Annotated in this window: 19 protein-coding genes and 1 pseudogene; 5 read left to right on the top strand and 15 right to left on the bottom strand. The window is 71.7% G+C overall.

The genetic code is table 11. The features are described from left to right. Positions 1-5: 5 nt before the first annotated feature. The 3 genes from nadD to PUR26_RS13560 form a co-directional block, all read right to left on the bottom strand. The gene (gene nadD, locus PUR26_RS13550) at positions 6-626 is read right to left on the bottom strand and encodes a nicotinate-nucleotide adenylyltransferase (RefSeq protein ID WP_329872436.1); all 621 of its coding nucleotides are present in this window, start codon (positions 624-626) and stop codon (positions 6-8) included. 52 nt (positions 627-678) lie between these two features. After that, positions 679-840: a hypothetical protein gene (locus PUR26_RS13555; RefSeq protein WP_329872438.1), complete on the bottom strand. Its 162-nt coding sequence runs from the start codon at positions 838-840 to the stop codon at positions 679-681. Between the two features lie 83 nt (positions 841-923). Continuing rightward, positions 924-1,076 carry a hypothetical protein gene (locus PUR26_RS13560; protein ID WP_329872440.1) on the bottom strand — a complete coding sequence of 51 codons (153 nt, stop codon included), beginning with the start codon at positions 1,074-1,076 and terminating at the stop codon, positions 924-926. A gap of 113 nt (positions 1,077-1,189) precedes the next feature. Between PUR26_RS13560 and PUR26_RS13565 the strand changes: the two genes are divergently transcribed. After that, the gene (locus tag PUR26_RS13565; protein ID WP_329872442.1) at positions 1,190-2,260 is read left to right on the top strand and encodes a M48 family metallopeptidase; all 1,071 of its coding nucleotides are present in this window, start codon (positions 1,190-1,192) and stop codon (positions 2,258-2,260) included. Between the two features lie 310 nt (positions 2,261-2,570). Here the strand turns inward: PUR26_RS13565 and PUR26_RS13570 are convergent, their stop codons facing one another. The 12 genes from PUR26_RS13570 to rplU form a co-directional block, all read right to left on the bottom strand. Beyond that, positions 2,571-3,656 carry an SCO2583 family membrane protein gene (locus PUR26_RS13570; RefSeq protein WP_329872443.1) on the bottom strand — a complete coding sequence of 362 codons (1,086 nt, stop codon included), beginning with the start codon at positions 3,654-3,656 and terminating at the stop codon, positions 2,571-2,573. A gap of 101 nt (positions 3,657-3,757) precedes the next feature. After that, the gene (locus PUR26_RS13575) at positions 3,758-4,336 is read right to left on the bottom strand and encodes an SCO2584 family spore wall biosynthesis protein (protein ID WP_329872445.1); all 579 of its coding nucleotides are present in this window, start codon (positions 4,334-4,336) and stop codon (positions 3,758-3,760) included. A gap of 248 nt (positions 4,337-4,584) precedes the next feature. Continuing rightward, on the bottom strand, positions 4,585-5,886 hold the full coding sequence (locus PUR26_RS13580) for a glutamate-5-semialdehyde dehydrogenase (protein ID WP_329872447.1): 1,302 nt from the start codon (positions 5,884-5,886) through the stop codon (positions 4,585-4,587). A 189-nt stretch (positions 5,887-6,075) separates the two neighbouring features. Next, on the bottom strand, positions 6,076-6,576 hold the full coding sequence (locus PUR26_RS13585; RefSeq protein ID WP_329872449.1) for a hypothetical protein: 501 nt from the start codon (positions 6,574-6,576) through the stop codon (positions 6,076-6,078). A gap of 122 nt (positions 6,577-6,698) precedes the next feature. Further along, positions 6,699-7,835, bottom strand: coding sequence for a glutamate 5-kinase (gene proB, locus PUR26_RS13590; protein ID WP_329872451.1), 1,137 nt, complete (start codon positions 7,833-7,835; stop codon positions 6,699-6,701). Between the two features lie 444 nt (positions 7,836-8,279). Continuing rightward, positions 8,280-9,464: a glycosyltransferase family 2 protein gene (locus tag PUR26_RS13595; protein ID WP_329872453.1), complete on the bottom strand. Its 1,185-nt coding sequence runs from the start codon at positions 9,462-9,464 to the stop codon at positions 8,280-8,282. A gap of 205 nt (positions 9,465-9,669) precedes the next feature. After that, the gene (locus PUR26_RS13600; RefSeq protein WP_329872455.1) at positions 9,670-11,808 is read right to left on the bottom strand and encodes a hypothetical protein; all 2,139 of its coding nucleotides are present in this window, start codon (positions 11,806-11,808) and stop codon (positions 9,670-9,672) included. Between the two features lie 154 nt (positions 11,809-11,962). Continuing rightward, positions 11,963-13,462: a bifunctional cytidylyltransferase/SDR family oxidoreductase gene (locus tag PUR26_RS13605; RefSeq protein ID WP_329872456.1), complete on the bottom strand. Its 1,500-nt coding sequence runs from the start codon at positions 13,460-13,462 to the stop codon at positions 11,963-11,965. A 218-nt stretch (positions 13,463-13,680) separates the two neighbouring features. After that, positions 13,681-15,726 (bottom strand): glycosyltransferase family 4 protein, encoded by a 2,046-nt coding sequence (locus PUR26_RS13610; RefSeq protein WP_329872458.1) that lies wholly within the window; start codon positions 15,724-15,726, stop codon positions 13,681-13,683. Between the two features lie 440 nt (positions 15,727-16,166). After that, positions 16,167-17,606 carry a GTPase ObgE gene (obgE, locus tag PUR26_RS13615; protein WP_329872460.1) on the bottom strand — a complete coding sequence of 480 codons (1,440 nt, stop codon included), beginning with the start codon at positions 17,604-17,606 and terminating at the stop codon, positions 16,167-16,169. Between the two features lie 135 nt (positions 17,607-17,741). Continuing rightward, the gene (gene rpmA / locus PUR26_RS13620) at positions 17,742-17,996 is read right to left on the bottom strand and encodes a 50S ribosomal protein L27 (RefSeq protein ID WP_073751257.1); all 255 of its coding nucleotides are present in this window, start codon (positions 17,994-17,996) and stop codon (positions 17,742-17,744) included. A 13-nt stretch (positions 17,997-18,009) separates the two neighbouring features. After that, positions 18,010-18,330, bottom strand: a complete 321-nt coding sequence (gene rplU / locus PUR26_RS13625; protein WP_045947825.1) for a 50S ribosomal protein L21 — start codon at positions 18,328-18,330, stop codon at positions 18,010-18,012. Between the two features lie 306 nt (positions 18,331-18,636). Here rplU and PUR26_RS13630 point away from each other — a divergent pair, with 306 nt between their 5' ends. The 4 genes and pseudogenes from PUR26_RS13630 to PUR26_RS13645 all read left to right on the top strand — a co-directional run. Continuing rightward, complete coding sequence (locus tag PUR26_RS13630; protein ID WP_329872466.1) at positions 18,637-20,469, top strand: hypothetical protein; 1,833 nt, start codon at positions 18,637-18,639, stop codon at positions 20,467-20,469. A gap of 90 nt (positions 20,470-20,559) precedes the next feature. Then, positions 20,560-21,162 carry an acyltransferase gene (locus PUR26_RS13635; protein WP_329872468.1) on the top strand — a complete coding sequence of 201 codons (603 nt, stop codon included), beginning with the start codon at positions 20,560-20,562 and terminating at the stop codon, positions 21,160-21,162. A 214-nt stretch (positions 21,163-21,376) separates the two neighbouring features. Further along, the gene (locus PUR26_RS13640; RefSeq protein ID WP_329872470.1) at positions 21,377-22,138 is read left to right on the top strand and encodes a polyprenol monophosphomannose synthase; all 762 of its coding nucleotides are present in this window, start codon (positions 21,377-21,379) and stop codon (positions 22,136-22,138) included. 48 nt (positions 22,139-22,186) lie between these two features. After that, positions 22,187-22,867 (top strand): annotated as a pseudogene (locus tag PUR26_RS13645) (hypothetical protein); the annotation flags it as partial.

Genomic DNA, 22,867 nt, shown 5'->3' on the forward strand with positions numbered 1-22,867 from the left:
GTGGCTCATTCGCCGCGGTACAACTGGCGCTTGTCGATGTAGCGCACCACACCGTCCGGCACCAGATACCAGACGGGGTCGCCCTGCGCGACCCGCGCACGGCAGTCCGACGACGAGATGGCCAGGGCGGGCACCTCCACCAGGGAGACCCCTCCCTCGGGCAGTCCGTCGTCCGACAGTTCATGGCCGGGGCGGGTGACCCCGATGAAGTGTGCGAGCGAGAAGAGCTCCTCGGCGTTGCGCCAGCCCGGCATGATCTGGGAGAGCGCGTCGGCCCCGGTGATGAAGAAGAGGTCGGTGTCGCTGTTGAGGGAGCTCAGCTCCCGCAGCGTGTCGATGGTGTACGTCGGCCCGTCGCGGTCGATGTCGATCCGGCTGACCGAGAACTGCGGGTTGGAGGCCGTGGCGATGACCGTCATCAGGTACCGGTCCTCGGCGGGGGAGACCGCCTTGTGGGTCTTCTGCCACGGCTGCCCGGTCGGTACGAACACCACCTCGTCCAGGTGGAAGAGGGCGGCCACCTCGCTGGCGGCCACCAGGTGTCCGTGGTGGATCGGGTCGAATGTCCCACCCATCACGCCGAGTCGGCGTTTGCCGGGACTGGTAGGCACTTCCTGGTCTCCCATGCGTGCAGAGCCTACTGGCACGGCGGAGCGGCCGGTCCCGGCGGTCGTCGGCTCAGCGGTCGCGGTTGAAGCGGGTGGTGATCCACAGCAGCAGGAGCAGCGCGATGAAGGCGCCGACGCCGGTGACATACGGGCTGAGGCTGCTGTGGTTGCCACCGTGCTCGGAACCCTCGGCGAGCGTGACAAGGTTGGCGGCGGTGCTGTGGAGGCTCATCTTCGGCAGGACCAATCCATGGGAGTCGGAGCGGAGACTTCGCCCACATCGTATGCGGGCGCCCCGGGCACGCTCACGCCGACTCAGTCGTTGTCATCGGAGTTGCGGTATCCGCGCAGCAGGAACCAGGCGAGCAGGGCGGCTCCGACGATCGAGACGAGGAGCACGATCCGGAGCGTGTTGCCGGGTCCTTGCTGTTCGGATGCGGCGGCGAGCAGCGTGGCGGTGACGGGCATGACGGTGTACTACTCCTCGGTTGTCCACAGGCCCCCGCCCCACGGTAGCCCCAGCACCTACTCTGGGGTTCGTCAGGGGGACGAGGAGAATCTCGTTCGAACAGGGGGCATCCATGACCGAAAACAGCCATGAGAACGTGCCGAGCCGACAGCGCAAGCGGTTCCCCGGCATCTCCTCACAGGCGTACGAACATCCCGCGGACCGTTCCGCGCTGGTCGCTCTGCGCAGGCTCAGCGGCTTCGACACCGTCTTCAAGGCACTGAGCGGACTGCTGCCCGAGCGCAGTCTGCGTCTTCTCTTCCTCTCCGACTCCGTGCGGGTGAGCGACGCCCAGTTCGCCCACCTCCACACCATGCTGCGCGACGCCTGCTACATCCTGGACCTGGAGAAGGTCCCTTCGATGTACGTCACGCAGGACCCGAAGCCCAACGCCATGTGCATCGGCCTGGACGAGCCGATCATCGTGGTCACCACCGGACTGGTGGAGCTCCTGGACGAGGAGGAGATGCGGGCGGTGGTCGGCCACGAGGTGGGCCACGCCCTCTCGGGTCACGCCGTCTACCGCACGGTTCTGCTCTTCCTCACCAGCCTGGCGCTGAAGGTCGCCTGGATCCCGCTCGGCAATGTCGCGATCATGGCCATCGTGACCGCGCTGCGGGAGTGGTTCCGCAAGTCGGAGCTGTCCGCCGACCGCGCGGGACTGCTCGTCGGCCAGGACCTCCAGGCGTCCATGCGCGGCCTGATGAAGATCGCCGGTGGCAACCACCTGCACGAGATGAACGTGGACGCGTTCCTTGAGCAGGCCGAGGAGTACGAGGCGGGGGGCGACCTGCGTGACTCCGTGCTGAAGATCCTCAACGTGCTCCCGCGCTCGCACCCGTTCACCACCGTGCGCGCCGCCGAGCTGAAGAAGTGGGCCGAGAGCCGCGACCACCAGCGGATCATGGACGGTCACTACCCGCGCCGCTCGCAGGACAAGGACACCTCGGTCACCGACTCGTTCCGCGAGTCGGCGGCGCACTACGCCGACACCGTGCGCACCAGCAAGGATCCGTTGATGAAGCTGGTCGGGGACATAGCCGGAGGCGCCGGCGACCTGGGCGGGAAGCTGCGCGACAAGTTCAGCGGCGGATCCGGCAGGGCGGGAGGCGAGGGCCAGGGCTCCGCGGAGAGCACCGGCTGAGTCCGGACCCGCGTCCACGTCGAAGGCGCCTGCCCGCGGCGGCGGGCACGGTCCCGGCCGCGTGGCGGGCAGGGCACGGCTCCGGACAAGTCCCGGAACTGGGACTCCGGGGCCGTGCCGGGGCCCGGGCCGGCGGGCCCGGTCTCAGGCCGGGGGCCGTACGGGACGGAGTGGGCCCCCGACACCGCGGTCGGGGCCGGCGGGGTCCGGGGCCGTGCCGGGGCCCGGGCCGGCGGGCCCGGTCTCAGGCCGGGGGCCGTACGGGACGGAGTGGGCCCGCGACACCGCGGTCGGGGCCGGCGGGCCGGGCTCAGGGCGAGGGCCGGGCGTTCGGTGACAGGATGCCGCAGACCGATGCGGGAACCCATTTCTCCGCGTACGGGTCGGTGACGGCCGGGCCGGTCGTCGTGGCCCGCTGCCCGGCCAGCAGCGGCCGCAGGGAGCCCGACGGGTCGGCCGAGCAGGACTGGGGACCCGCCTGCACCTGGCTGCTCAGCACCTCCGCCCGGCCCATCCTCAGGTCGTCGCGGTCGAAGCGGAAGTGCAGCTGCCGGCGGACGGTGAAGAGCGAGGCGCCCGTCTCCTCGCCGTCGGTGGCGGCCTTCCCCGCGGGGCGCAGCGCGTAGACGAAGGTGTGGTCGGAGGTCACGTCCAGGACATCGGGATCGTCCTCGGCGACGCGGATCGTGCCCCTTACCCGCACGGGGCTGTCCGCCGGCACCACCCGGGCGGTGTCGAAGCGCACCAGCCAGCCGGTCGCCGCGTGCCGTCCGTCGTCCACGGGTGCGGCGACGCTCCGGTCGAACTGTGACTGCTGGTCCGGATCCAGCAGCAGCCGCACCGACCGCACCTCTCTCCCGGTCAGCACGTCCGGGTCCAGCGAGGACCGCACCAGGTAGTCCTTGACGACGCTCAGCGCGGTCATCACCTGGCCCTCCGTGAAATGCGCGGTGCTCCGTGCGGCCGGAAGGGTGATGCCCGCGGCTCCGGAGCGGAACCGGGCGGCGGGACTGTGCTCGTACAGGTCCTCGGGCGCTCCGCCCGGCACGACGTCGCGCGGCGCCAGCGGGACGACGGTGCTGCGAAGTGGTTCGGCACGCTGGCCGGGCGGCGCCCGGTAGGGGTTGCGGATACCCAGGACGACCGCGGCGGCGAAGGCCATCGCGATCATGAGCGCCAGCAGGAGCGCCCCGTTGCGCGGTCCTCTGCGTGATCTCGCGGGACGGCGGCTGCGCACGGCGAGGGCGTGCTCCCCCATGCGCTCGGTGGCGGAGAACTCCTGGAGGCGGGCAGCCCGGACGAACGCCTCGTCGAAGACGACGGATCGGTACTCGTCCTCACCACCGCCGGGGAGCCCCTCGGGGGTCCCCTCAGGCGGGTCGCCACGCCCTGCCATACCTTCAGGGTAGGTCGCAGGGAGCCGGGGTAAACGCCGGACCGCGATGCGGCTTCACCGCGGTCCGGGCTCGTCGGGGCGTGCGGGCCGGGGGTGCGGTGTCAGGGGGTGCGCGGCACCGCCGGCACCGCAGGGGCGGAGTACTGGGCGGAGGCCGAGGGGCTGGTGGCGGTGGGCTTGTCGATACCGGTGGTGGCCGGGGGCGGCACCTGGTCCTGACGGTTCCCGGAGGAGCCCCGGTAGACGGCCGCGAAGGCGAGGGCGACCATGCCGACGCCCATCACCAGGGCCAGGAGCCATGCCACGGGACGGTGCCAGCGGCCGGCGGGACGGTAGGGCCACAGGGAGCCGCCGTGGGGGCCGTACGGGCTGTCGCCGTGGACGGCAGGGTCGTCCTCGCCGTACCGGCGCTCACGGCCGTGTCCACCGGGCCCGTACCCGTCGTCGTACAGCTCGTCGTCGGCCGGGGCCCCGCGAGGCCCGGCCCGGGCGGCCTCGGCGTCGGCCCGCGCCTGGGCGGCGGCCAACAGCCTTTCCACCGCGGTCGGTTCATGGACCTCGGCGGCCCGTACGAAGTCCTCGTCGAACACCACGGAGGCGAAGTCCTCGTCCGCTCCTCCGCGGTCGTCGTCGGGCTCCCAACCGTCCGGGAACGGCTTGCCCCCCACGTCGTCCGGCACGCAATCAGAGTAGACCCGGTAGGTGGTTTTGGGCAGGGAGAGCGAGAACTGCACCGGTCCGGCGGCCGGCCCCGTCGGACCGCCGGAGGCCTTCGCCGCCACCGTCCGACGGCGGATTCCCGTGGCACCGGCTGGCCGGCCACCGCGGGCCGCACACCCCGGGCCCGGTACGCCCGGACGAGTGGCCGGGTCCGGTGCCGAGCCGGCGGGCGGCCGGGCGGGGAGTGGCCCGCCCGGCCGGTCCGGGCCTATCGGATGTGGCCGTCGCCGGTGACGATGTACTTCGTCGACGTCAGCTCCGGCAGGCCCATCGGTCCGCGGGCGTGCAGCTTCTGCGTCGAGATGCCGATCTCTGCGCCGAAGCCGAACTGGCCGCCGTCCGTGAAACGCGTCGAGGCGTTCACCGCGACGGTGGTGGAGTCCACCAGCTGGGTGAACCGGCGGGCGGCCGCCTGGGAGGTGGTGACGATGGCCTCCGTGTGGCCCGAGGTCCAGAGCCTGATGTGCCCGACAGCGGCGTCCAGGGAGTCGACGACCGCCGCGGCGATGTCGTACGAGAGGTACTCGGTCTCCCAGTCCTCCGTGGTCGCCGGCACCACGGTGGCCTTGGTGTCCCCGGCACAGGCCAGGACCCGCTCGTCGCCGTGGACGGTGACGCCCGCCTCGGCGAGCGCCTCCAGGGCACGGGGCAGGAAGGCGGGCGCGATGTCCTGGTGGACGAGAAGGGTCTCCGCCGCGTTGCAGACGCTCGGCCGCTGCGCCTTGGAGTTGATCAGGATCTCGACGGCCATGTCGAGGTCGGCCTGGGCATCGACGTACACGTGGCAGTTCCCGGTGCCGGTCTCGATGACCGGGACGGTGGACTCCTCCACGACGGTACGGATGAGGGAGGCACCGCCGCGCGGGATGAGGACGTCGACGAGACCGCGGGCGCGCATGAGCTCGCGTACCGAGTCACGGGACTCGCCCGGCACCAGCTGCACGCTGTCGGCGGGCAGCCCCGCGCCGCCCACCGCGTCCCGCAGGACCCTCACCAGGGCGCTGTTCGACGAGTAGGCGGAGGAGGAACCGCGCAGGAGCACCGCGTTCCCGGACTTCAGGCACAGCGCGGCGGCGTCGACCGTCACGTTGGGGCGTGCCTCGTAGATGATGCCGACCACGCCGAGCGGGACACGGACCTGGCGCAGGTCGATGCCGTTGGGGAGGGTCGAGCCGCGTACCACCTCGCCGACGGGGTCGGGGAGCGCGGCCACGTCCCGGACGTCCGCGGCGATGGCCCGCACCCGTTCGGGCGTGAGCGTCAGCCGGTCGATGATCGACTCGCTGGTGCCGGCCTCCCGGGCACGGGCGACGTCCTCCGCGTTGGCCGTGACGATCTCGTTCGTCCGGACCTCCAGCGCGTCCGCGATCGCCAGCAGCGCGTCGTCCTTCGCCGCGCGCGGGAGTGGCGCGATGTCGGCGGCGGCCGCGCGGGCCCGGTAGGCCGCCTGGGTGACGGGAGACATGTCGTCGTACGGCGTGACGGACGGGACGGCGGAGTGCGAGGTCATGCCCGCAGCGTAATGCGCCGGCCGGCTGAATCCCCCACATATCCCGCACTGCGAGACAGCCAGCTCACCACGGCGCCCCCCGGACCCCGCATGCGCCCCTTCACCGGTCGCGGCAGGCACACCCGTCGGTCGCGGCCGGCCGGCACCCGTCGGTCCGGATGCGCGCGGGCCGGTCCGGATGCGCGCGGATCAGTACGGATGCACACCGACCGGCGCCGCCGGGGGCGGCCCGTACCCCTCGGCGATCCGCTGGTGGTACGTCTCCCGGTCGATGACCTCCAGGCCGACGATCTCCCACGGCGGGAGCTTGGCGCTCTGCCGGTGCTCGCCCCACAGCCGGAGCGCCACCGCTGCGGCGTCGTGCAGGTCGCGGGCCTCTTCCCAGTACCGGATCTCGGCGTGATCGTTCGCGTATCTGCTGGTGAGCAGGAAGGGGTGGTCGTGGGCGAGCTGCTCCAGCGCTCGTCTGACCTCCTTCAGCGGTGCCTCCGCGCCCGAGACGCTGAGCGTGATGTGCCAGAGCTTCGAGACCGGGCGGTCCGGAATGTGCCGGTCCTTCTCCCGGCCCGCCTGACCGTTGTCTCCTCCGTCGTCGAACGCGGTGTCGTCGAAGTCGGCCCCGGCCTCGACGCTCGTCAGGGCGCGTTCGGTCGTCCCTCGAGGCTGTGCCCCTGGGCGGGCTCGTCTCACCGGCGGCCTCCTGTTGCTGCTTGTCGTGCTTTCACCCCGACGTGTCCCCGAGACAAAGTTGACCAGTCCCGGGCGGGACATGGGGCTGTTTTGGTGAAGGTGTCTGACGGAAGGCTGGAGTTTCAGCCGTTCTGACGCTGGACCACGACCAGATCGTCCCTGTGTACGACTTCTCTCTCGTATGCCGGACCCAGTTCCTTCGCCAGCTCTCGGGTGGAACGTCCCAGCAGCTGGGGGATCTCCTTCGAGTCGAAGTTGACCAGGCCCCGCGCGACGGCGCGGCCCGCGGTGTCGCGCAGCTCGACCGGCTCGCCGGCGCTGAACTCGCCTTCCAGCGCCGCGATCCCGGCGGGGAGCAGGGACTTCCTGCCCTCGACGACGGCTCGTACGGCACCGTCGTCCAGGACCAGCGCACCCTTCGGGGTGGAGGCATGGGCGAGCCACAGCAGCCGGTCGGCGGAGCGCCGGCCGGTGCGGCGGAAGTACGTGCCGGTGTCGCGGCCCGCGAGGGCGTCCGCGACCCGACTGGCCGAGGTCAGGACGACCGGGATGCCGGCGGCGGCGGCGATCCCCGCCGCCTCGACCTTGGTGACCATGCCGCCGGTACCGACGCCCGCCTTGCCCGCGGACCCGATCTCCACGCCCTCCAGGTCGGCCGATCCGCGCACCTCGGCGATGCGGGAGGTCCCGGGCCTGCTGGGGTTCCCGTCGTACAGACCGTCCACGTCGGAGAGCAACACCAGCAGGTCGGCCCGGACGAGGTGGGCGACGAGCGCGGCGAGGCGGTCGTTGTCGCCGAACCTGATCTCGTCGGTGGCGACCGTGTCGTTCTCGTTGACGACCGGCAGGGCGCCCATGGCGAGCAGCTGGTCGAGGGTGCGGTAGGCGTTGCGGTAGTGGGCGCGGCGACTGGTGTCGGCGGTGGTGAGGAGTACCTGGCCGACGCGTACGCCGTAGCGCGCGAAGGAGGCGGTGTAACGGGCGACGAGCAGCCCCTGGCCGACGCTGGCGGCGGCCTGCTGGCGGGCCAGGTCCTTGGGGCGGCGGGTGAGCCCGAGCGGGGCGAGTCCGGCGGCGATGGCGCCGGAGGACACCAGGACGATCTCCTTCTCGCCGCCGCTGCGGACCTTGGCCAGTACGTCGACGAGCGCGTCGACGCGGTCGGCGTCGAGTCCGCCGGAGGCGGTGGTCAGGGACGAGGATCCGACCTTGACGACGATCCTGCGAGCTTCGGTTACGTACTGCCTTGCCACTGTCACGTGGGCGAATCTATGCCAGGGGCACCGATCGACGCTCGCGTATTCCAGCCGTTGGACAGCGCGCTGGACACTCTGCCCGGTGCGCCGCCCGGCGTTCCGGACGGCGCACCGGGGGCTCCCGCCCCGTGCTCCCGGGGGCGCCGGGAGCACCGGGAGCACCAGGAGCACCGGGACGGGACGCCCCGGGAGCACAGGGGTGCCGGTGGCCGCGTCGTCCGTGCGTGCCTCGGCCGCCGAGGCCCCTGGGCCCTCGCGAGGGCCCAGGGAGGGGCGCCTCCCCGGCTGGCCCCGGCACGAACGACGTCAGCGGGCGTCGGTGGTGTCCGCGACGCCGGCGGAGCGACGTCCTCGCCAGGCCGTAGCCCCGTCGCTGCGGCCCTTCCCCGGGCCGCACCGCCGCAGCACCCCCGCACCGCCCTCGCCGACCTCACCGCCCTCACCTCCTCACGTGCCGCCCGCCGTCGGACACGGTGCCCGCAGCGCGCGTACCGTCCGCCCCGCCAGCCGCCGCAACCGGCGGCGTGCCCTCGCCAGGGCGCCCGGCGCCCCGCGCACCTCGTACGCGGCGTCCGGGATGCCCGCCGCACCGCGGAAGTGCGGATACGCCAGGTATTCACGGCCCCGGCGGCGCACGCGCCCGGGTGGCGTGCCCTCCTCCAGGAACGCCACCACGTCCAGCAGCTCGGCCCGTCTGCCCGACGCCACGCAGGTGAGCCGCAGCCGGTCCTCGGTCGTGAGCCGGCGGGCCACGCCCGGTGTCCAGTAGGCCGCCATCAGGGGCGCGGCCAGCTCCATCTTCCGGCGCAGGACCTCCTCGGACTGCCGCAGCAGGACAGGCCCGAACTGGGGTCCCAGCGTGATGGTGAACGGCCTGATCATCAGCAGGTCGCGCCGCTCGCCCGGCGGCACGTGCGCCGCGATCAGCTCCATCAGCGCCTTCGCCGAGTCGAAGCGCAGCGTCCAGCTCCCGCTCCTGGTCAAGTGCTTGCCGTCCGCGCGGCCCACCAGGTAGTAGCAGACGTGGTCGGCGACCACCGAGACGCCGCCGCCGCGCAGGTAGGCCTCCATCGTGAACAGCGCGTCCTCACCGGTCCGCAGCGACTCGTCGAACCGCATGCCGTGGCGGACCAGGAGCTCCCGCCGGAACAGCTTCTGCGCGCTGAGCGTGTACTTGACGTTGGAGCGGTAGATGTCGGCGCGTTCGACGGTCTGCTTCCACATCGACTTCGCGGCGTTGCGGTTGACGCCCACGGTCTTGCCCAGCACGACATCCGTACCGGCCCGGTCGGCCATGGCGACCAGTCGTTCCAGCGCCTCCTCACCGAGATGGTCGTCGGCGTCGAGGAAGAAGACGAAGCGTCCGCGGGCCAGGGAGAGGCCGAGGTTGCGCGGGCCGCTCGGACCGCCCGAGTTGGCCTGGCGCACCACCCGCGTCGGGACCGTGGAGGCGGCCGCGAACCGCTCCAGGTACTCCCCCGTGCCGTCGGTCGAGCCGTCGTCGACGGCGACGATCTCGACGCGGCCCCGGCCCAGCGTCTGGGCCTCGACCGACGCGAGGCACTCCTTCAGGTACGGCATTGCTTCATAGGCCCCGATGATCACAGTGACATCGGGGGTGCTGTCGGCCATCACCATCATCGGCACCCACTGCGGCAGTAAGCGGACGGAAGTCGTCCGCCATGGTGCCCGGGCCGTGTGTCCGTGCTGTGGCGGCACGCACAACGGCCCGTAAGTGCGCCTCGGACGAGGGACCTACGGGCCGTGGACGGTAGTGAGGGGGCCGGCCACCGGGTTCGGCGTGGAGGGGGTGGCCGGGGAGCCGGCCACCGGGGGCTCAGCGCGCCGCCGTCGCCTCGGCGCCCTTCTCCTCCACCGTGTCGGGCGCGGCGGCCGGCTCGGCGCCGGGGGACTCGGCCTCCCGGTCCAGCTCGCCGATCCGCTGTCCGGCCAGCCGCTGCGCGACGCCGCTGTTGCGCGCCTCCGCCTTGCCGGCCAGGGCCCGCACGGCCGCGTTGAACTGCTCGATGGAGGTGGGCTCGTCGGGGCCGAGCAGGTATCGCTTCAGGACCCGCCGTTCCGGTGCGAGCAGGTCGGCGGCCGGGTCGGCCACGGCGGCCAGCAGTTCGTCGAGCTCGGCGGCGCTGTTGGAGAGGATGACAGCGGCCCGGACGGCGGTGTTCTGCCGCTTGAACTCCTCGACGCCCAGCTCCGCGGAGTCGGTCACCGCGTACGGCTTGCCGCTCGCGATGAAGTCCGAGACGACGCTGGAGATGTCGGAGACCATGCCGTCGGCCTCGTTGAAGCAGTCGTACAGCTTCGGCTCGGCGCCGGTGACGACCTTGTGCTCCCACCAGCCGAAGGAGCCCCAGTAGGCGTCGTTCCACTCGGACCGCAGCCGCTTGATCTCGGCGAGCCGCTCCGGGTCGGCCAGCGAGACGCGCGACTCCTCGGCCTCGTCCCCGCCCTTGCGGCCGGGGCTGGTGAGGGCGGCGAGCCGCGCCTCGATGCGCGACAGTTCGGCGCGGGCGGCCGTCTGGCCGGCCTGCGCGGCGGCCGCTTCCCCGGCCCAGCGGGGATCGGTGGCACGCTGGGCGGCGGCGGTGGTGACCAGCTTCTGGATACGCTCGTCGACGGCCTTGGCCTTCTTGTTGACGAGCCCGGTGAAGGGGTGCGGCTTGTAGATGACCCGGACCGGCTGGGGGGCGTTCAGCAGCCGCTTCACGATGTTCTCGCCGGCCAGCAGGAGCGAGGTGTTGCCCGGGTTGCCGTCCCAGCCCTCCCAGGTGGGGGCGTAGAGGATCGTGGGGATCGCGTTCTTCGGCGTCCCGGACCACGCGGTGATGGGGGCGAGCTGCGGGCGGCCCACCTCGACGATGTCGTCGTCACGGACGCCGACGTCGGCGAGCGCGTAGCGGTCGCGGCCGGCCTGCCCGGCGGTCCACACCTCGTCGTAGACCTTGGAGAACGGGTTGACGCTGGCGAGCTTGTCGCTGTCACCGTGCCCGATGAAGACGTGCTTCATGGTCGGTTCGCGCAGCATGTGGATGTTCTTGCCGACGTTGGCGGCGTACAGCGTGACGCGGATCGTGGACAGGTCCATGGCCATCAGGTGCTGGCCGCCCGGCACGCAGAGGATCGGTACCGAGGTCGGGTTGAGCCGGTCGACCAGGGTGCGCTCCCGCATGATGATCAGCGGGCGCCCCTCGACCTGCTCCATCGTCTCCAGCCACATGTTGACCTGGTACGCGGAGTCGTCGGAGCCCGAGAAGTACAGCGCCACGGTCGGCTGGTACTCGCGCAGCCAGGCGCCCACGGCCTTGAGGACGGCGGGCGCGGCGGGCACGCGGCGCTTGCGGCGCAGGTAGGGCACGAGGACGGCGGTGTAGAGCAGGCCGAGGACGATGGTCGCGGCCACACCCGCGTACGCGAAGACGGTACGTCCGGTGCCGGCCGCGACGATCACGCCCGCCATGGCGGGGATGTCGAGGTGGAGCATCTTCTCGGCGGATCGGTTCAGCAGCGCCTTCGGCGGGGCGTCCGGGATCCGTACGGCGTGCAGGTCGATGTTGCGGGTGACGACCGGCATGGTCCGGCGCAGCCGGATGAGGGTGGCCAGGGCCCCCTGCGGGGCCTGGAGGCCGTAGAAGACCAGGAAGCAGGCGACCGCCGCGTAGAAGAGCGGCTGCTCGGCCAGGTTCTCGCGGGCGAGCAGCAGGATCAGCAGCAGCTGGCGCAGCAGGAAGCGGATCGGCAGACCGGCGCGGACCTTGCTGAGCCGGTTGATCAGGTAACTGTTCCTCTGGTGCAGATACCAGTCGGCGACATAGGTCACGGCACCGGCGGCCGCGAAGAACCAGAGGTTCGGGATCAGCGCGGCGAGCATGACACACGGGTAGCCCAGTCCCATCAGGACTGCCGCGGCCAGCTCTGACCCACTGCCCACGCGTGCCAGGCGAATGGCGGTCGAAATCACGAAGAACCTGCTCCAGAGGGGGGTGCCGGTTTATTCACATCAGGGGAAGTCTCGTGAAGGGTGCGGCTTCACGAACTCGGGCCTCTGTAATCGCCACAAAGCGACACAAAGGCCCGAATAACACATCTAGCGAACATTACGCATCTTGCGAGTATTACACATCTTCCTGGCGGTTCAGGACCGAGGCCAGCGCCTGCTCGAAGCCGGACGCCTCACTCGCCTCCCGGGTGGGATCCTGCTGCCGTACGTCGATGACATGGCCGGTCAGTTCGGAGAGCAGCACGTCCAGCGAGGTCCGGGCCACGGCCTCGGAGGACAGCAGCGATCCGGACGGCTCCTGACCGAACGCCTTGGTGCGCATCGGCGTCGCGGTGCGCTCGGGATTGACGCAATTCACCCGGATCCCGTCGCCGGCCCATTCGTCGGCGAGGGCCTGGGTGAGGTTGACCATGGCGGCCTTGGTGGACGAGTAAAGGCTGTACTCGGCACGCCCCCGGGTATAACTGGAGGAGGTGTAGAGCAGCAGCTGCCCCTTGGTCTCCACCAGGTATTTGTACGATGCCCGAGCGATCTGCACGGGTGCGAGATAATTGACGTTCAATGCTTCCTGAATAGTCGCATTGTCCGTTTCGGCGAGCTTGCCGATGCGCAGCACGCCGGCCGTGTTGATGACGTAGTCGACCCGGCCGCTCTCCGCGTACGCCGTGGAGAGGGCGTCGTCGATGTGCTCGGGGTTCTCCACGTGCGTACCGGTGGTGGAGCGGCCCAGGGCGTACACCTTGGCGCCGTAGCGCTCGGCGAGCCGGGCGATGTCGGCTCCGATGCCGTACGAACCGCCGAAGACGACGAGGGTCCTGCCGGACAGCAGCTCGCGGTAGGCGGCCTCGTCGGCCTGGCGCGGGGCGGCGGTGGAGGCCAGCTGGAAGAGCTTGTCGGCGATGAACACGTCGACCGGCTGCGTCACCTTCATGTTGTACTCGTCGCCCGCGACGACGTGGATCGGCACGTCCGGCAGGTACCGCAGGACCACCGAACAGTCGTCGGTGGCCTGGAAGTTGGGGTCGCCGGCCGCGATCTCGTACGCCTTGCGGATCGTGGAGAGCTTGAACGCCTGCGGCGTCTGGCCGCGCCGCAGCCGGGAGCGGTCCGGCACGTCGGTGATGAACTCGCCGTCCTCCCCGTGCGTGCGGGTCACGATGATCGTGTCCGCGGAGGGGATGGCGACGTCGACGGCCTGGTAGCGGTCGAGGGCGTCGATGCAGTCCTTGATCACGCGCTGTGACAGAAGGGGCCGCACAGCGTCATGGAAGAGGACGTTGCGGTCCTCCCCCTCCCCGAGCCCCTCGCCGAGGGCCCGGATGGCGCGCTCGGTGGTCTCGTTGCGCGTCGCACCGCCCTCGATGACCTGGGTGACCTTGGTCAGTCCGGCCTTGGTGATGATCTTCTCGACGTCGGGCACGAAACCCGGCGCCATCAGCACGATCACGTCGTCGACGCAGTCCGCCTGCTCGAAGATGGTCAGCGTGTGCTCGATGACCGCCTTGCCCGCGATCTTCAGCAGCTGCTTCGGGATCGCGAGACCCACGCGCTGACCGGTACCGCCGGCGAGCACGACTGCAGTGGTGCGGGTCTTGGCTTCATGCGGCACAGACACAGAACGACCTACCTTGCGACGACTGGGGGACGGGCTGATGGTCGCACTCTCCGTGACCGTCTCGCAAGGCGGACATAGGGTGCCCCACACCGTCCCGACACCAAGTGTTCACCCTGTGGCCAGGGCAGTTGTCGCCCTGTCCGGCAGGGCGCCCGGTGACGGACGACACACGGCCCGTGCGGTGCCGTGACAGAGTGGTCATGAGGGCCCCCCGCGCGTTACTTGACCGGCACATCGACGACGTTGACCAGGAGGTCGTTGGTGTTGGTGTAGGCGATGCGGACGCGGACGAACTGCTGGGGGCGGCCGCGCAGTCTGCGCGCCAGGAGGCGCAGCAGGGCGTACGGCCGCTTCTTGCGCAGCCGGGTCTCCGGGTACGCGAAGACCGGCCCCTTCTCCACGACGTCGTCGAGCACCCGGCCGATGCGGGCCGGCTCGGCGTCGGGGGCGTAGCGCACCAGCAGGTCCCACCACTGGTCGGCGACGGTCTGCCGGGCGGCCGGCGCGGTCGCCGGGAAGGTGAAGCGGAAGCCGCGCTCGCCCAGGCGGCTGCCGGGGTACGTGAACTCGACGGACTCCCGCCCCCTGCGGCGCAGGACCAGCACCGGATCGCCCGAGAACCGCGCGGGGCCCATCAGTTCACCGCTCACGGTGATCCTCCGGTCGGCGACCCGCACCTCACCCGCCTCCGCGTGCACCGGCCGCACCCAGGAGCGCAGCTGGAGCTGCTTCTTCGGCTTGCCCGGATACGGGACGAGAGTGCGTACGCCGTCCTCGGCGCCCGTCCGCTCGACCCGGTCCCGGGCGCGCATCGCGCCGCGCTGGTCGATCGAGCGGGCCGCGATCCGCACCCGGCGCCCGGATCCGGGCAGTTGGACCGAGCACTCCCAGACGCCCTCGGCGAAGCGGACGTCCGCCGGGATGACGGCCCGGCCGTCCGTACCGAACGGGAAGCGGTGCTCGTCGGTCCGCACGTCGGCGCGCACGCAGACCAGCTGGATTCCCTCGTGGGTGACGGCGGCGGCCTGCGGGGAGACCAGCGTGACGGTCACCGCGCCGTCGGCCTCGGCCACGCAGTCGGCGACCGGGGCGAACGCCCCGGCCTCGGCGCGCTGGGCGGCTGCCGTGCGCAGCTCGCCGATCAGCTCCTCGTACTGCTTGGCCACCTGGCCCGGGTCGAAGCGGCGGGCGTTGCGGACGGCGGCGGCGCCCATGGTGCGGCGCAGCTCCTCGTCGTCGATGAGCCTGAGCAGGGCGCCGGCCACCGCGTCGACGTCACCGACGGGGACGAGGATGCCGTCCTCGCCGTCCTTGAGTATCTCGCGCGGCCCGTAGTCGCAGTCGGTGGAGACCACCGGCAGTCCGCAGCGCATCGCCTCGACGAGCGTCATGCCGAACGATTCGTGGCGGGAGGTCGACGCGGCGATGGCGCCCTTGGCCCACTCGGGCTCGATCGGCGAGTGCGGGCCCATCAGCCGGACGCTGTTGTAGAGGCCGAGCCGGTCGATGCGGGCCCGGAGCTTGTCCTTCTCGGGGCCCCATCCGTAGATGCGCAGGTCCCACTCGGGGCGGGCCGCGACGACCTTGGCGAAGGCGTCGATGAGCACGTGGTACTGCTTCTCGGCGGCCAGCCGGCCGGCCGCGACGACCGTCCTGCCGGTGGCGTCGGAGGGCGTGACCGGCGGCTCCGGAACGCTGTTGGGGATGGCCAGCACCCGGGTCGCGGGCAGCGGCATCTTCTCCCGGTACACCTTGGCGTCGCCCTCGGAGACCGTCACATAGGCGTCGAGCGCGTCGAGGTGCTCGTACATCTCCTTGCGCAGGGCGGCCTTGTGGTGGTTGTGCGTCATGTGCTCCTGGCCGATGCGCACGGCCCCGGACGGCGCGAACTGCGCGGCGTACGCGGAGAGTCCGGGCCGGGTGCCGATGACGACATCGGCGTCGGAGCCGGCGTAGAGCGCCTGGACGCGCTCGTCGGTGAGCTTGCTGTACTCCTTGTAGCGCGCCTCGTGCCGGGGGAAGAACTCGGCGGCCTGGAGCTGGAGCGGGTGCTCCTTCTCGTTGGCCGGCGAGGTGGGGCGGGTGTCGATGAGGGGGACGACCGTGATGCGCGGGTCGATGTCGAACAGCGGGATGTCCCGGTGCCGGAACACGGAGACGATCTCCACCTCATGCCGGCCGACGAGCTCTTCCGCGAGGTTGAGCGTGGTGCGGATGGTGCCGCCGATGCCGTAAATCGTGTGGATGAGGAAGGAGATCTTCATCAACGCTCCGTTCAGTGTGCCGGGGGCGCTCCTGCTCGACCCCTGGTAACAAGACGGCTGTTCGACCCCTTTGGTTGTGCGCCGGGCGGCTGCAATTCCGGTCGATCGCACTTTTGTCAAGACCGCCTCGGCCACCGCCTCCCGTACCGGGTCACTGTCTCCCGTACCGGGTCACCAGTCCCGGCCCCGGCACACCTCCGGATCCACGGGGCGCCGGGTCCGCGGGTGCCGTGCGCGGCGGGCCGGGGAACGACGACCGCGCCGGACCCGGTACCACGGGTCCGGCGCGGCGATCATGCCGACGGGGCCCGCGTCCAGGGGCGGGCCGCCCGGGAGGTGACGGCCGCGGGCCCGCCCCGGGGCGGGTCCACCTCAGTGGTCCGCCCCGGAACGGGCCCGGGTCCGCGACCCCCGTTCCGGAACGGGAGTTCGGGCACGACCTAGAACGGGTTGAAGTCGTCGAACTCCTGCTGCGCCTCGTCGCGCTCCGCCTCGCGGTCCCGGCGACGCTGCGCGGCCGGACGGGGGGCCTCCATACGGTGGTCCTCGCCACGGCGGCCCAGCATCTCGGCACCCGCCATCATGGTGGGCTCCCAGTCGAAGACGACCGCGTCTTCCTCGGGGCCGATGGCCACACCGTCGCCCGCGCGGGCTCCGGCCTTCATCAGCGCGTCCTCGACACCGAGGCGGTTGAGGCGGTCCGCCAGGTAGCCGACGGCCTCGTCGTTGCTGAAGTCCGTCTGACGCACCCAGCGCTCCGGCTTCTCGCCGCGCACCCGGTAGATGCCTTCCTCTTCCTCCAGGGTGACCGTGAAGCCCGCGTCGTCGACCGCCTTCGGGCGGATGACGATACGGGTCGCCTCCTCCTTCGGCTTGGCCGCGCGCGCCTGGGCGACGATCTCGGCCAGCGCGAAGGACAGCTCCTTCAGACCCATGTGGGCCACGGCGGACACCTCGAAGACGCGGTAGCCGCGCTTCTCCAGATCCGCGCGGATCATGTCCGCGAGGTCCTTGCCGTCCGGGATGTCGATCTTGTTGAGGACGACGATGCGCGGGCGGTCGTCGAGGCCGCCGTACTGCTTCAGCTCCTCCTCGATGACATCGAGGTCCGAGACGGGGTCACGGTCCGACTCCAGCGTCGCGGTGTCGAGCACGTGCACCAGCACCGAGCAGCGCTCGACGTGCCGCAGGAACTCCAGGCCCAGTCCGCGGCCCTGGCTGGCGCCCGGGATGAGACCCGGCACGTCGGCGATGGTGTAGACCGTGGAGCCCGCCGTGACGACGCCCAGGTTGGGGACGAGCGTGGTGAACGGGTAGTCCGCGATCTTCGGCTTGGCGGCCGACAGCACGGAGATCAGCGAGGACTTGCCGGCGCTCGGGTAACCGACCAGCGCCACATCGGCGACGGTCTTGAGCTCCAGCACGATGTCACCGGAGAGGCCCGGCACACCGAGCAGCGCGAAGCCGGGTGCCTTGCGACGGGCCGAGGCCAGCGCCGCGTTGCCCAGGCCGCCGCGGCCGCCCTCGGCCGCGACGTACGACGTGCCGTGACCGACCAGGTCGGCCAGCACCTCGCCGTTCTTGTCGAGCACGACGGTGCCGTCCGGCACGGGCAGGATCAGGTCCTGGCCGTCCTTGCCGGAGCGGTTGCCGCCCTCACCGGGCTTGCCGTTCGTCGCCTTGCGGTGCGGTGAGTGGTGGTAGTCGAGGAGCGTGGTGACGGACTGGTCGACGACCAGGATCACGTCACCGCCACGGCCGCCGTTGCCACCGTCCGGGCCGCCGAGCGGCTTGAACTTCTCTCGGTGGACGGAGGCACAGCCGTGACCTCCGTTACCCGCGGCGACATGCAGCTCGACGCGGTCCACGAAGGTGGTCATGTTCTGTGCCTCCAGTTACGTACGTACGGAAATGTCTTACTCGTAACGCGCAGAAGGCGGACCCTCTTCCCGTACGTCCGACGATGTACGGGAAGTGAGGTCCGCCTCCGCGAAGAAACCGCTACGGGGCCTTGATCAGGCAGCCGGAACGATGTTCACGACCTTGCGGCCGCGGAACGTGCCGAACTGCACGGCACCGGCCTGCAGCGCGAACAGCGTGTCGTCGCCGCCACGGCCGACGCCCGAGCCGGGGTGGAAGTGGGTGCCACGCTGGCGGACCAGGATCTCACCGGCGTTGACGACCTGACCGCCGAAGCGCTTCACGCCGAGCCGCTGAGCGTTGGAGTCGCGACCGTTCCGAGTGGACGATGCGCCCTTCTTGTGTGCCATGTCTCTCTATCCCTTACTTCGCAGCCGTGGGGATGCCGGTCACCTTGATCGCCGTGTACTGCTGACGGTGACCCTGGCGACGGCGGTAGCCGGTCTTGTTCTTGTAGCGCAGGATGTCGATCTTGGCGCCCTTGTGGTGGTCCACGACCTCGGCCTGGACCTTGATGCCGGCCAGCACCCACGGGTCGCTGGTCACAGCGTCGCCGTCGACAACGAGCAGGGTCGAGAGCTCGACCGTGTCGCCAACCTTGGCAGTGGAAATCTTGTCAACCTCAACGATGTCGCCGACAGCAACCTTGTGCTGGCGACCACCGCTGCGCACGATGGCGTACACGCGGATCTCACTCTCGCTCGGAACGGAAACCCCTGATGCCAGCCGCCCGCACGGACGCGAGGCCCGTGACGGTCCGGAAAGGACGAGCGGCCTCTCCGGGCCGAACCCGGAGGGAGGTGCTCAGGAGCTGGCGTGCATGGAAACACGCCGACGGTCAAGGTTACGGGGCGGGCCTCAGGGGGTCAAACCGGCCCTGCGGCGCCAGCCCGGGGCGGCCCGGCCGCGGCCAGGCGGCGATCAGGGCGTCCATGATCGGCTTCCCTGTGCCGTTGGTTGAATGTCGTCCTATTGGTTGAATGTCGACCCGTGCCCCTTCGTTCCCTGATCTCGCCGGCGATCACCTCGGCCCGCCTGCTGCGCCACGGCTCGTCCGTCGGCGCCGAACTTCCGCCGGACGAGGCGGTCACCCTCGACGCCCCGGTCTCCGCCGCGCTGCGCGACGCCCTGACCTCGGCGGCCCGTGGCGAGCACGGCCCGGCCCGCGAGCTGCTGGCCGCGACGCGGCTGGGTGGTGAATGGGAGCGGCGCGGTGTGTACGTGGCCGAGCTCGCCGAGGCCGCGCTGCACAACCCGGGCTGGCTGGCCACCTGGCTGGAGGGGACGCCCGAGGACCCGGACGCGATGCTGGTCAAGGCGCATCTGTGCGTGCGGCAGGCCTGGGAGACCCGCACCGGCCACGACCGGTTCCGGGCCTTCTTCGCCCTCCTCGCGGACGCCGTGCCGGTGATATCGACGGCCGCCGCGCTCCAGCCGGCCGACCCGGTGCCGTGGGAGATCGCCCTGACCCACGCGCGCGGCGCCCAGGCCCCCCGCGAGGTCTTCGACGCGTACTGGTCCGAGGCCACCGCCCGCTCCCCGCACCACTACGGCTGTCACGCGGCGGCCCTGCGGTACCTGGGCGCGGGGGCGGACGGCTCGTACGACGAGATGCTCGACTTCGCCGAGCGGGCCGCGGAGCACGCGCTGCCCGGGTCGACGCTGCACGCGCTGCCGCTGCTGGCCGTGATCGAGCACGAACCGGCCGCCGGGGCCGTCCGGATCGCGCCCGGCCGGATCACCGCCGCCGTGGAGCGGGCGCTGGAGCTCTCCGGGCACTACGAACCGGGTGACCCGGAGGCGGCCGGCTTCCGCAACGACCTCGCGCTGATGCTGGTCCGCGCCAAGCGGTGGCCCGAGGCGCTGGAGACGTTCAGGGCCATCGACGTCCACGCCCGCAGCCGCCCGTGGGGGTACGTGGGCGACGCTCGTACGGAGTTCCTCCGCTTCCGTACCGGTGTACGGATGCACATCGCCGCGACGACCCCGCTGCTGCGCACCCCTCCCCCGCCCCCGGCGCCGGTGGCCACCCGCACCGCGACCCACGCGCTCGCCATAGCGCTGGCCCCACCGCCGAAGGTCGCCGCGGCGGCCCTGATGTGCGGCGTCCCGCTGCGGGTGGTGCCGGCCGGCCCGGCGGCCAGCTACGTGGAGCTCACCGCGGGCCACGCGCCCGGCAGGAGGGCGGCGCTGATCGGGGGCGACCCGCTGACGACGGCGGCGGACACGTTCACGACCGGGGAGCAGTGGCCCGCGCTGGTGCTGCGGCGCACGGGCGACCGCTACGCCTTCACCGCCCTGCACCGGGGCCGGGAGGTCGCGGTCCACGAGTGGGACCCGGCGGCCCCGGTCACGGACCACGCCGCGGCGACCGCCACCGCGCGGGCCCTGGCCACGACCTTCGCGGTCGCCGACGCCCGCCCGCTGGCCCATCTGCTGCGCGGCGGCGACGCACCGGCCCGGCGCCAGCGCGACCTGGTCACCGCCCTGGGCCTGCCCGAACTGCCCCCCGCCTTCGGCGAACGCCCCGAGGCCCTGGCGGGCCTGCCCGGGGCGGGCGTACTGGCCGGGCGCGGCTTCCTCGCCGGCCTGCGCGACACCCTGGCGGACACCCCCCGCCACCTCCTGGTCCCCGAATCGGGCCCGGCCCGCCCGGTGCGCTGGTGGCTGCCGCGCACCCTGGCCCTGCTGCTCCTGACGGCGGGGGCGGCGTACGGCTGGTGGTCCCCGGACGTCGACTGGATCCGCGCGACCCTGGTGTCCCTGACGGCGATCATCCCGGCGAGCCAGCTGGCCTCGGCACGGCGGCGGGGCGGGGGGTAGGGCCCCACGTGCCGACGACCGGCACGTGCCCGGGCAGTCGTATGCTCACCGGGCGAAGCCGCGCGAAGCCGCACACCGGAAGGCAGAGAAGTGAACTACAGGGTCCAGCCCACCGCCCAGGTTGCCGAGACGGCCGAGATCGGCGCCGGGAGCAGTGTGTGGGAGCTCGCGCAGATCCGCGAGGACGCGAAGCTCGGCGAGGGCTGCGTGATCGGCCGCGGCGCCTACGTCGGCACGGGCGTCCGCATGGGCGACAACTGCAAGGTGCAGAACTACGCGCTGGTCTACGAGCCCGCCGAGCTCGGCGACGGTGTGTTCATCGGCCCCGCCGTCGTCCTCACCAACGACCACAACCCGCGCTCCGTCGACCCCGACTTCAAGCAGAAGCGGGGCGGCGACTGGGAGGCCGTGGGTGTGCGGATCGCCGACGGGGCCTCGATCGGCGCGCGCTCGGTGTGCGTGGCCCCGTTGGAGATCGGCCGCTGGGCGATGGTCGCCGCGGGCGCCGTCGTCACCAAGGACGTGCCGGACTTCGCGCTGGTCGTGGGCGTACCGGCGCGGCAGATCGGCTGGGTGGGCCGGGCCGGCGTGAAGCTGGTCGAGCGGGCCGGCGAGGCGGGCGTGTGGGAGTGCCCCAGGACGGGCGCGCTGTACGACGAGAAGGACGGGACCCTCGCGGAGCGCGCCGTCTGAGCGGAGCGTCGCGGAAGGGGCGCGGAAGGGACGCGGCCCGCGGCCGGGCACTGCCGGCCCGGCCCGCCTCCGGCGAGAGTTTCTTCACAACGGCCGGTTCAGGGCTCTGCCCGGACCGGCCGTGTCATGAACAGCCCTAGGGGCGACCGTATGCTGGGCGCACCCACCGGAGACTGTTCGAACCCAGCCGGTGTGCGCAGAACGAGGGGAAGACGTGAAGAACCGCGGCCAACTGACCCGTGGGCCTCTGGGCACCGTGCTGGTGATCATCCCGACGTACAACGAGGCCGAGAACATCGAGCCGATCGTCTCGCGCGTGCGGTCCGCCGTGCCCGAGGCGCACATCCTGGTGGCCGACGACAACAGTCCCGACGGCACCGGCAAGCTGGCCGATGAGCTCGCCGACGCCGACGACCACGTCCACGTCCTGCACCGCAAGGGCAAGGAAGGGCTGGGCGCCGCCTACCTCGCCGGCTTCCGCTGGGGGCTGGACAACGGCTACGGCGTCCTCGTCGAGATGGACGCCGACGGCTCGCACCGCCCGGAGGAGCTGCCGCGTCTGCTGGAAGCCCTCCCCGAGGCGGACCTGGTGCTCGGCTCGCGCTGGGTGCCCGGGGGCAGCGTCGTGAACTGGCCGAAGTCCCGGGAGTTCCTCTCGCGCGGCGGCAGCCTCTACTCCCGGCTGCTCCTCGGTGTACCGCTGCGGGACGTCACCGGTGGTTACCGGGCCTTCCGCCGGGAGACCCTCGAAGGCATCGGTCTCGACAAGGTCGCCTCGCAGGGCTACTGCTTCCAGGTCGACCTGGCCTGGCGCACCGTTCAGGCGGGTTACGACGTGCGCGAGGTGCCCATCACCTTCGTCGAGCGCGAGCGCGGCAACAGCAAGATGAGCCGCTCCATCGTCGCCGAGGCCCTTCTGAGGGTGACGGTGTGGGGCGTGTCCGAGCGGCTGGCGGGACTGAAGCGCCGCAAGTAGTCCAGCCGCCCTATCGAGAACAGAGAGCCGAGAGCAGAGAGAGCAGTCATGTCGGGACTCTCCACGGCACCCGCGCCGGCCGCCCTGCCGCCGCACACCGGCCGGTCCTCCTTCCCGGGCATCCGGGGCCGGATCCGCGACGCCGCGCTCCGGGCCTGGCCCGCGCTCGCGGCCTACGCCGTGGTGCGTGCCGTGGGCATCGCCGTACTGGCCCTGGGCGCGGGCGGCGACGACCCGCGGCTGGGCACTCTGCTCGCCGGCAGTTTCGACTCCAAGTACTTCGTGTACGTGGCCGAGCACGGCTACGGGACGCCCATGCCCGGCGGCTGCTCGGTGCAGGGGCCGCTGTGCAACTACGCCTTCTTCCCTCTGTATCCGGGTCTGATACGGGCCGGCTCCGCCGTGCTGCCGTTGCCCACCGGGGCAGTCGCCTGGGGCATCGCGATCGTCGCCTCGCTCATCGCCGCGTGGGGCGTCTTCGCGGTCGCCGATCGGGTCATCGGGCGGCGTCCCGCTATCATCGCCGTGGTGCTGTGGGGCATAGCCCCGCACGCGGCCGTGGAGTCGATGGCGTACACCGAGCCGGTCTTCACGGCCATCGCGGCCTGGGCCCTGTACGCGGTGCTCGACCGCCGGTGGCTGACCGCCGCGGCCCTCGCCGTCCTCGCCGGACTCACCCGCCCGCCGGGCGCGGCCGTCGTCGCCGCCGTCGTCCTGTGCGCCCTCTAC

The sequence above is a fragment of the Streptomyces sp. SP18CS02 genome (assembly GCF_036322365.1).
Lineage (GTDB): Bacteria > Actinomycetota > Actinomycetes > Streptomycetales > Streptomycetaceae > Streptomyces.

Excerpts from the sequence above, each read along its gene's own strand:
- nadD (WP_329872436.1), bottom strand. The coding sequence starts at position 626 with ATGGGAGACCAGGAAGTGCCTACCAGTCCCGGCAAACGCCGACTCGGC.
- PUR26_RS13555 (WP_329872438.1), bottom strand. The coding sequence starts at position 840 with ATGAGCCTCCACAGCACCGCCGCCAACCTTGTCACGCTCGCCGAGGGT.
- PUR26_RS13560 (WP_329872440.1), bottom strand. The coding sequence starts at position 1,076 with ATGCCCGTCACCGCCACGCTGCTCGCCGCCGCATCCGAACAGCAAGGA.
- PUR26_RS13565 (WP_329872442.1), top strand. The coding sequence starts at position 1,190 with ATGACCGAAAACAGCCATGAGAACGTGCCGAGCCGACAGCGCAAGCGG.
- PUR26_RS13570 (WP_329872443.1), bottom strand. The coding sequence starts at position 3,656 with ATGGCAGGGCGTGGCGACCCGCCTGAGGGGACCCCCGAGGGGCTCCCC.
- PUR26_RS13580 (WP_329872447.1), bottom strand. The coding sequence starts at position 5,886 with ATGACCTCGCACTCCGCCGTCCCGTCCGTCACGCCGTACGACGACATG.
- PUR26_RS13595 (WP_329872453.1), bottom strand. The coding sequence starts at position 9,464 with ATGGCCGACAGCACCCCCGATGTCACTGTGATCATCGGGGCCTATGAA.
- PUR26_RS13610 (WP_329872458.1), bottom strand. The coding sequence starts at position 15,726 with ATGAAGATCTCCTTCCTCATCCACACGATTTACGGCATCGGCGGCACC.
- obgE (WP_329872460.1), bottom strand. The coding sequence starts at position 17,606 with ATGACCACCTTCGTGGACCGCGTCGAGCTGCATGTCGCCGCGGGTAAC.
- rpmA (WP_073751257.1), bottom strand. The coding sequence starts at position 17,996 with ATGGCACACAAGAAGGGCGCATCGTCCACTCGGAACGGTCGCGACTCC.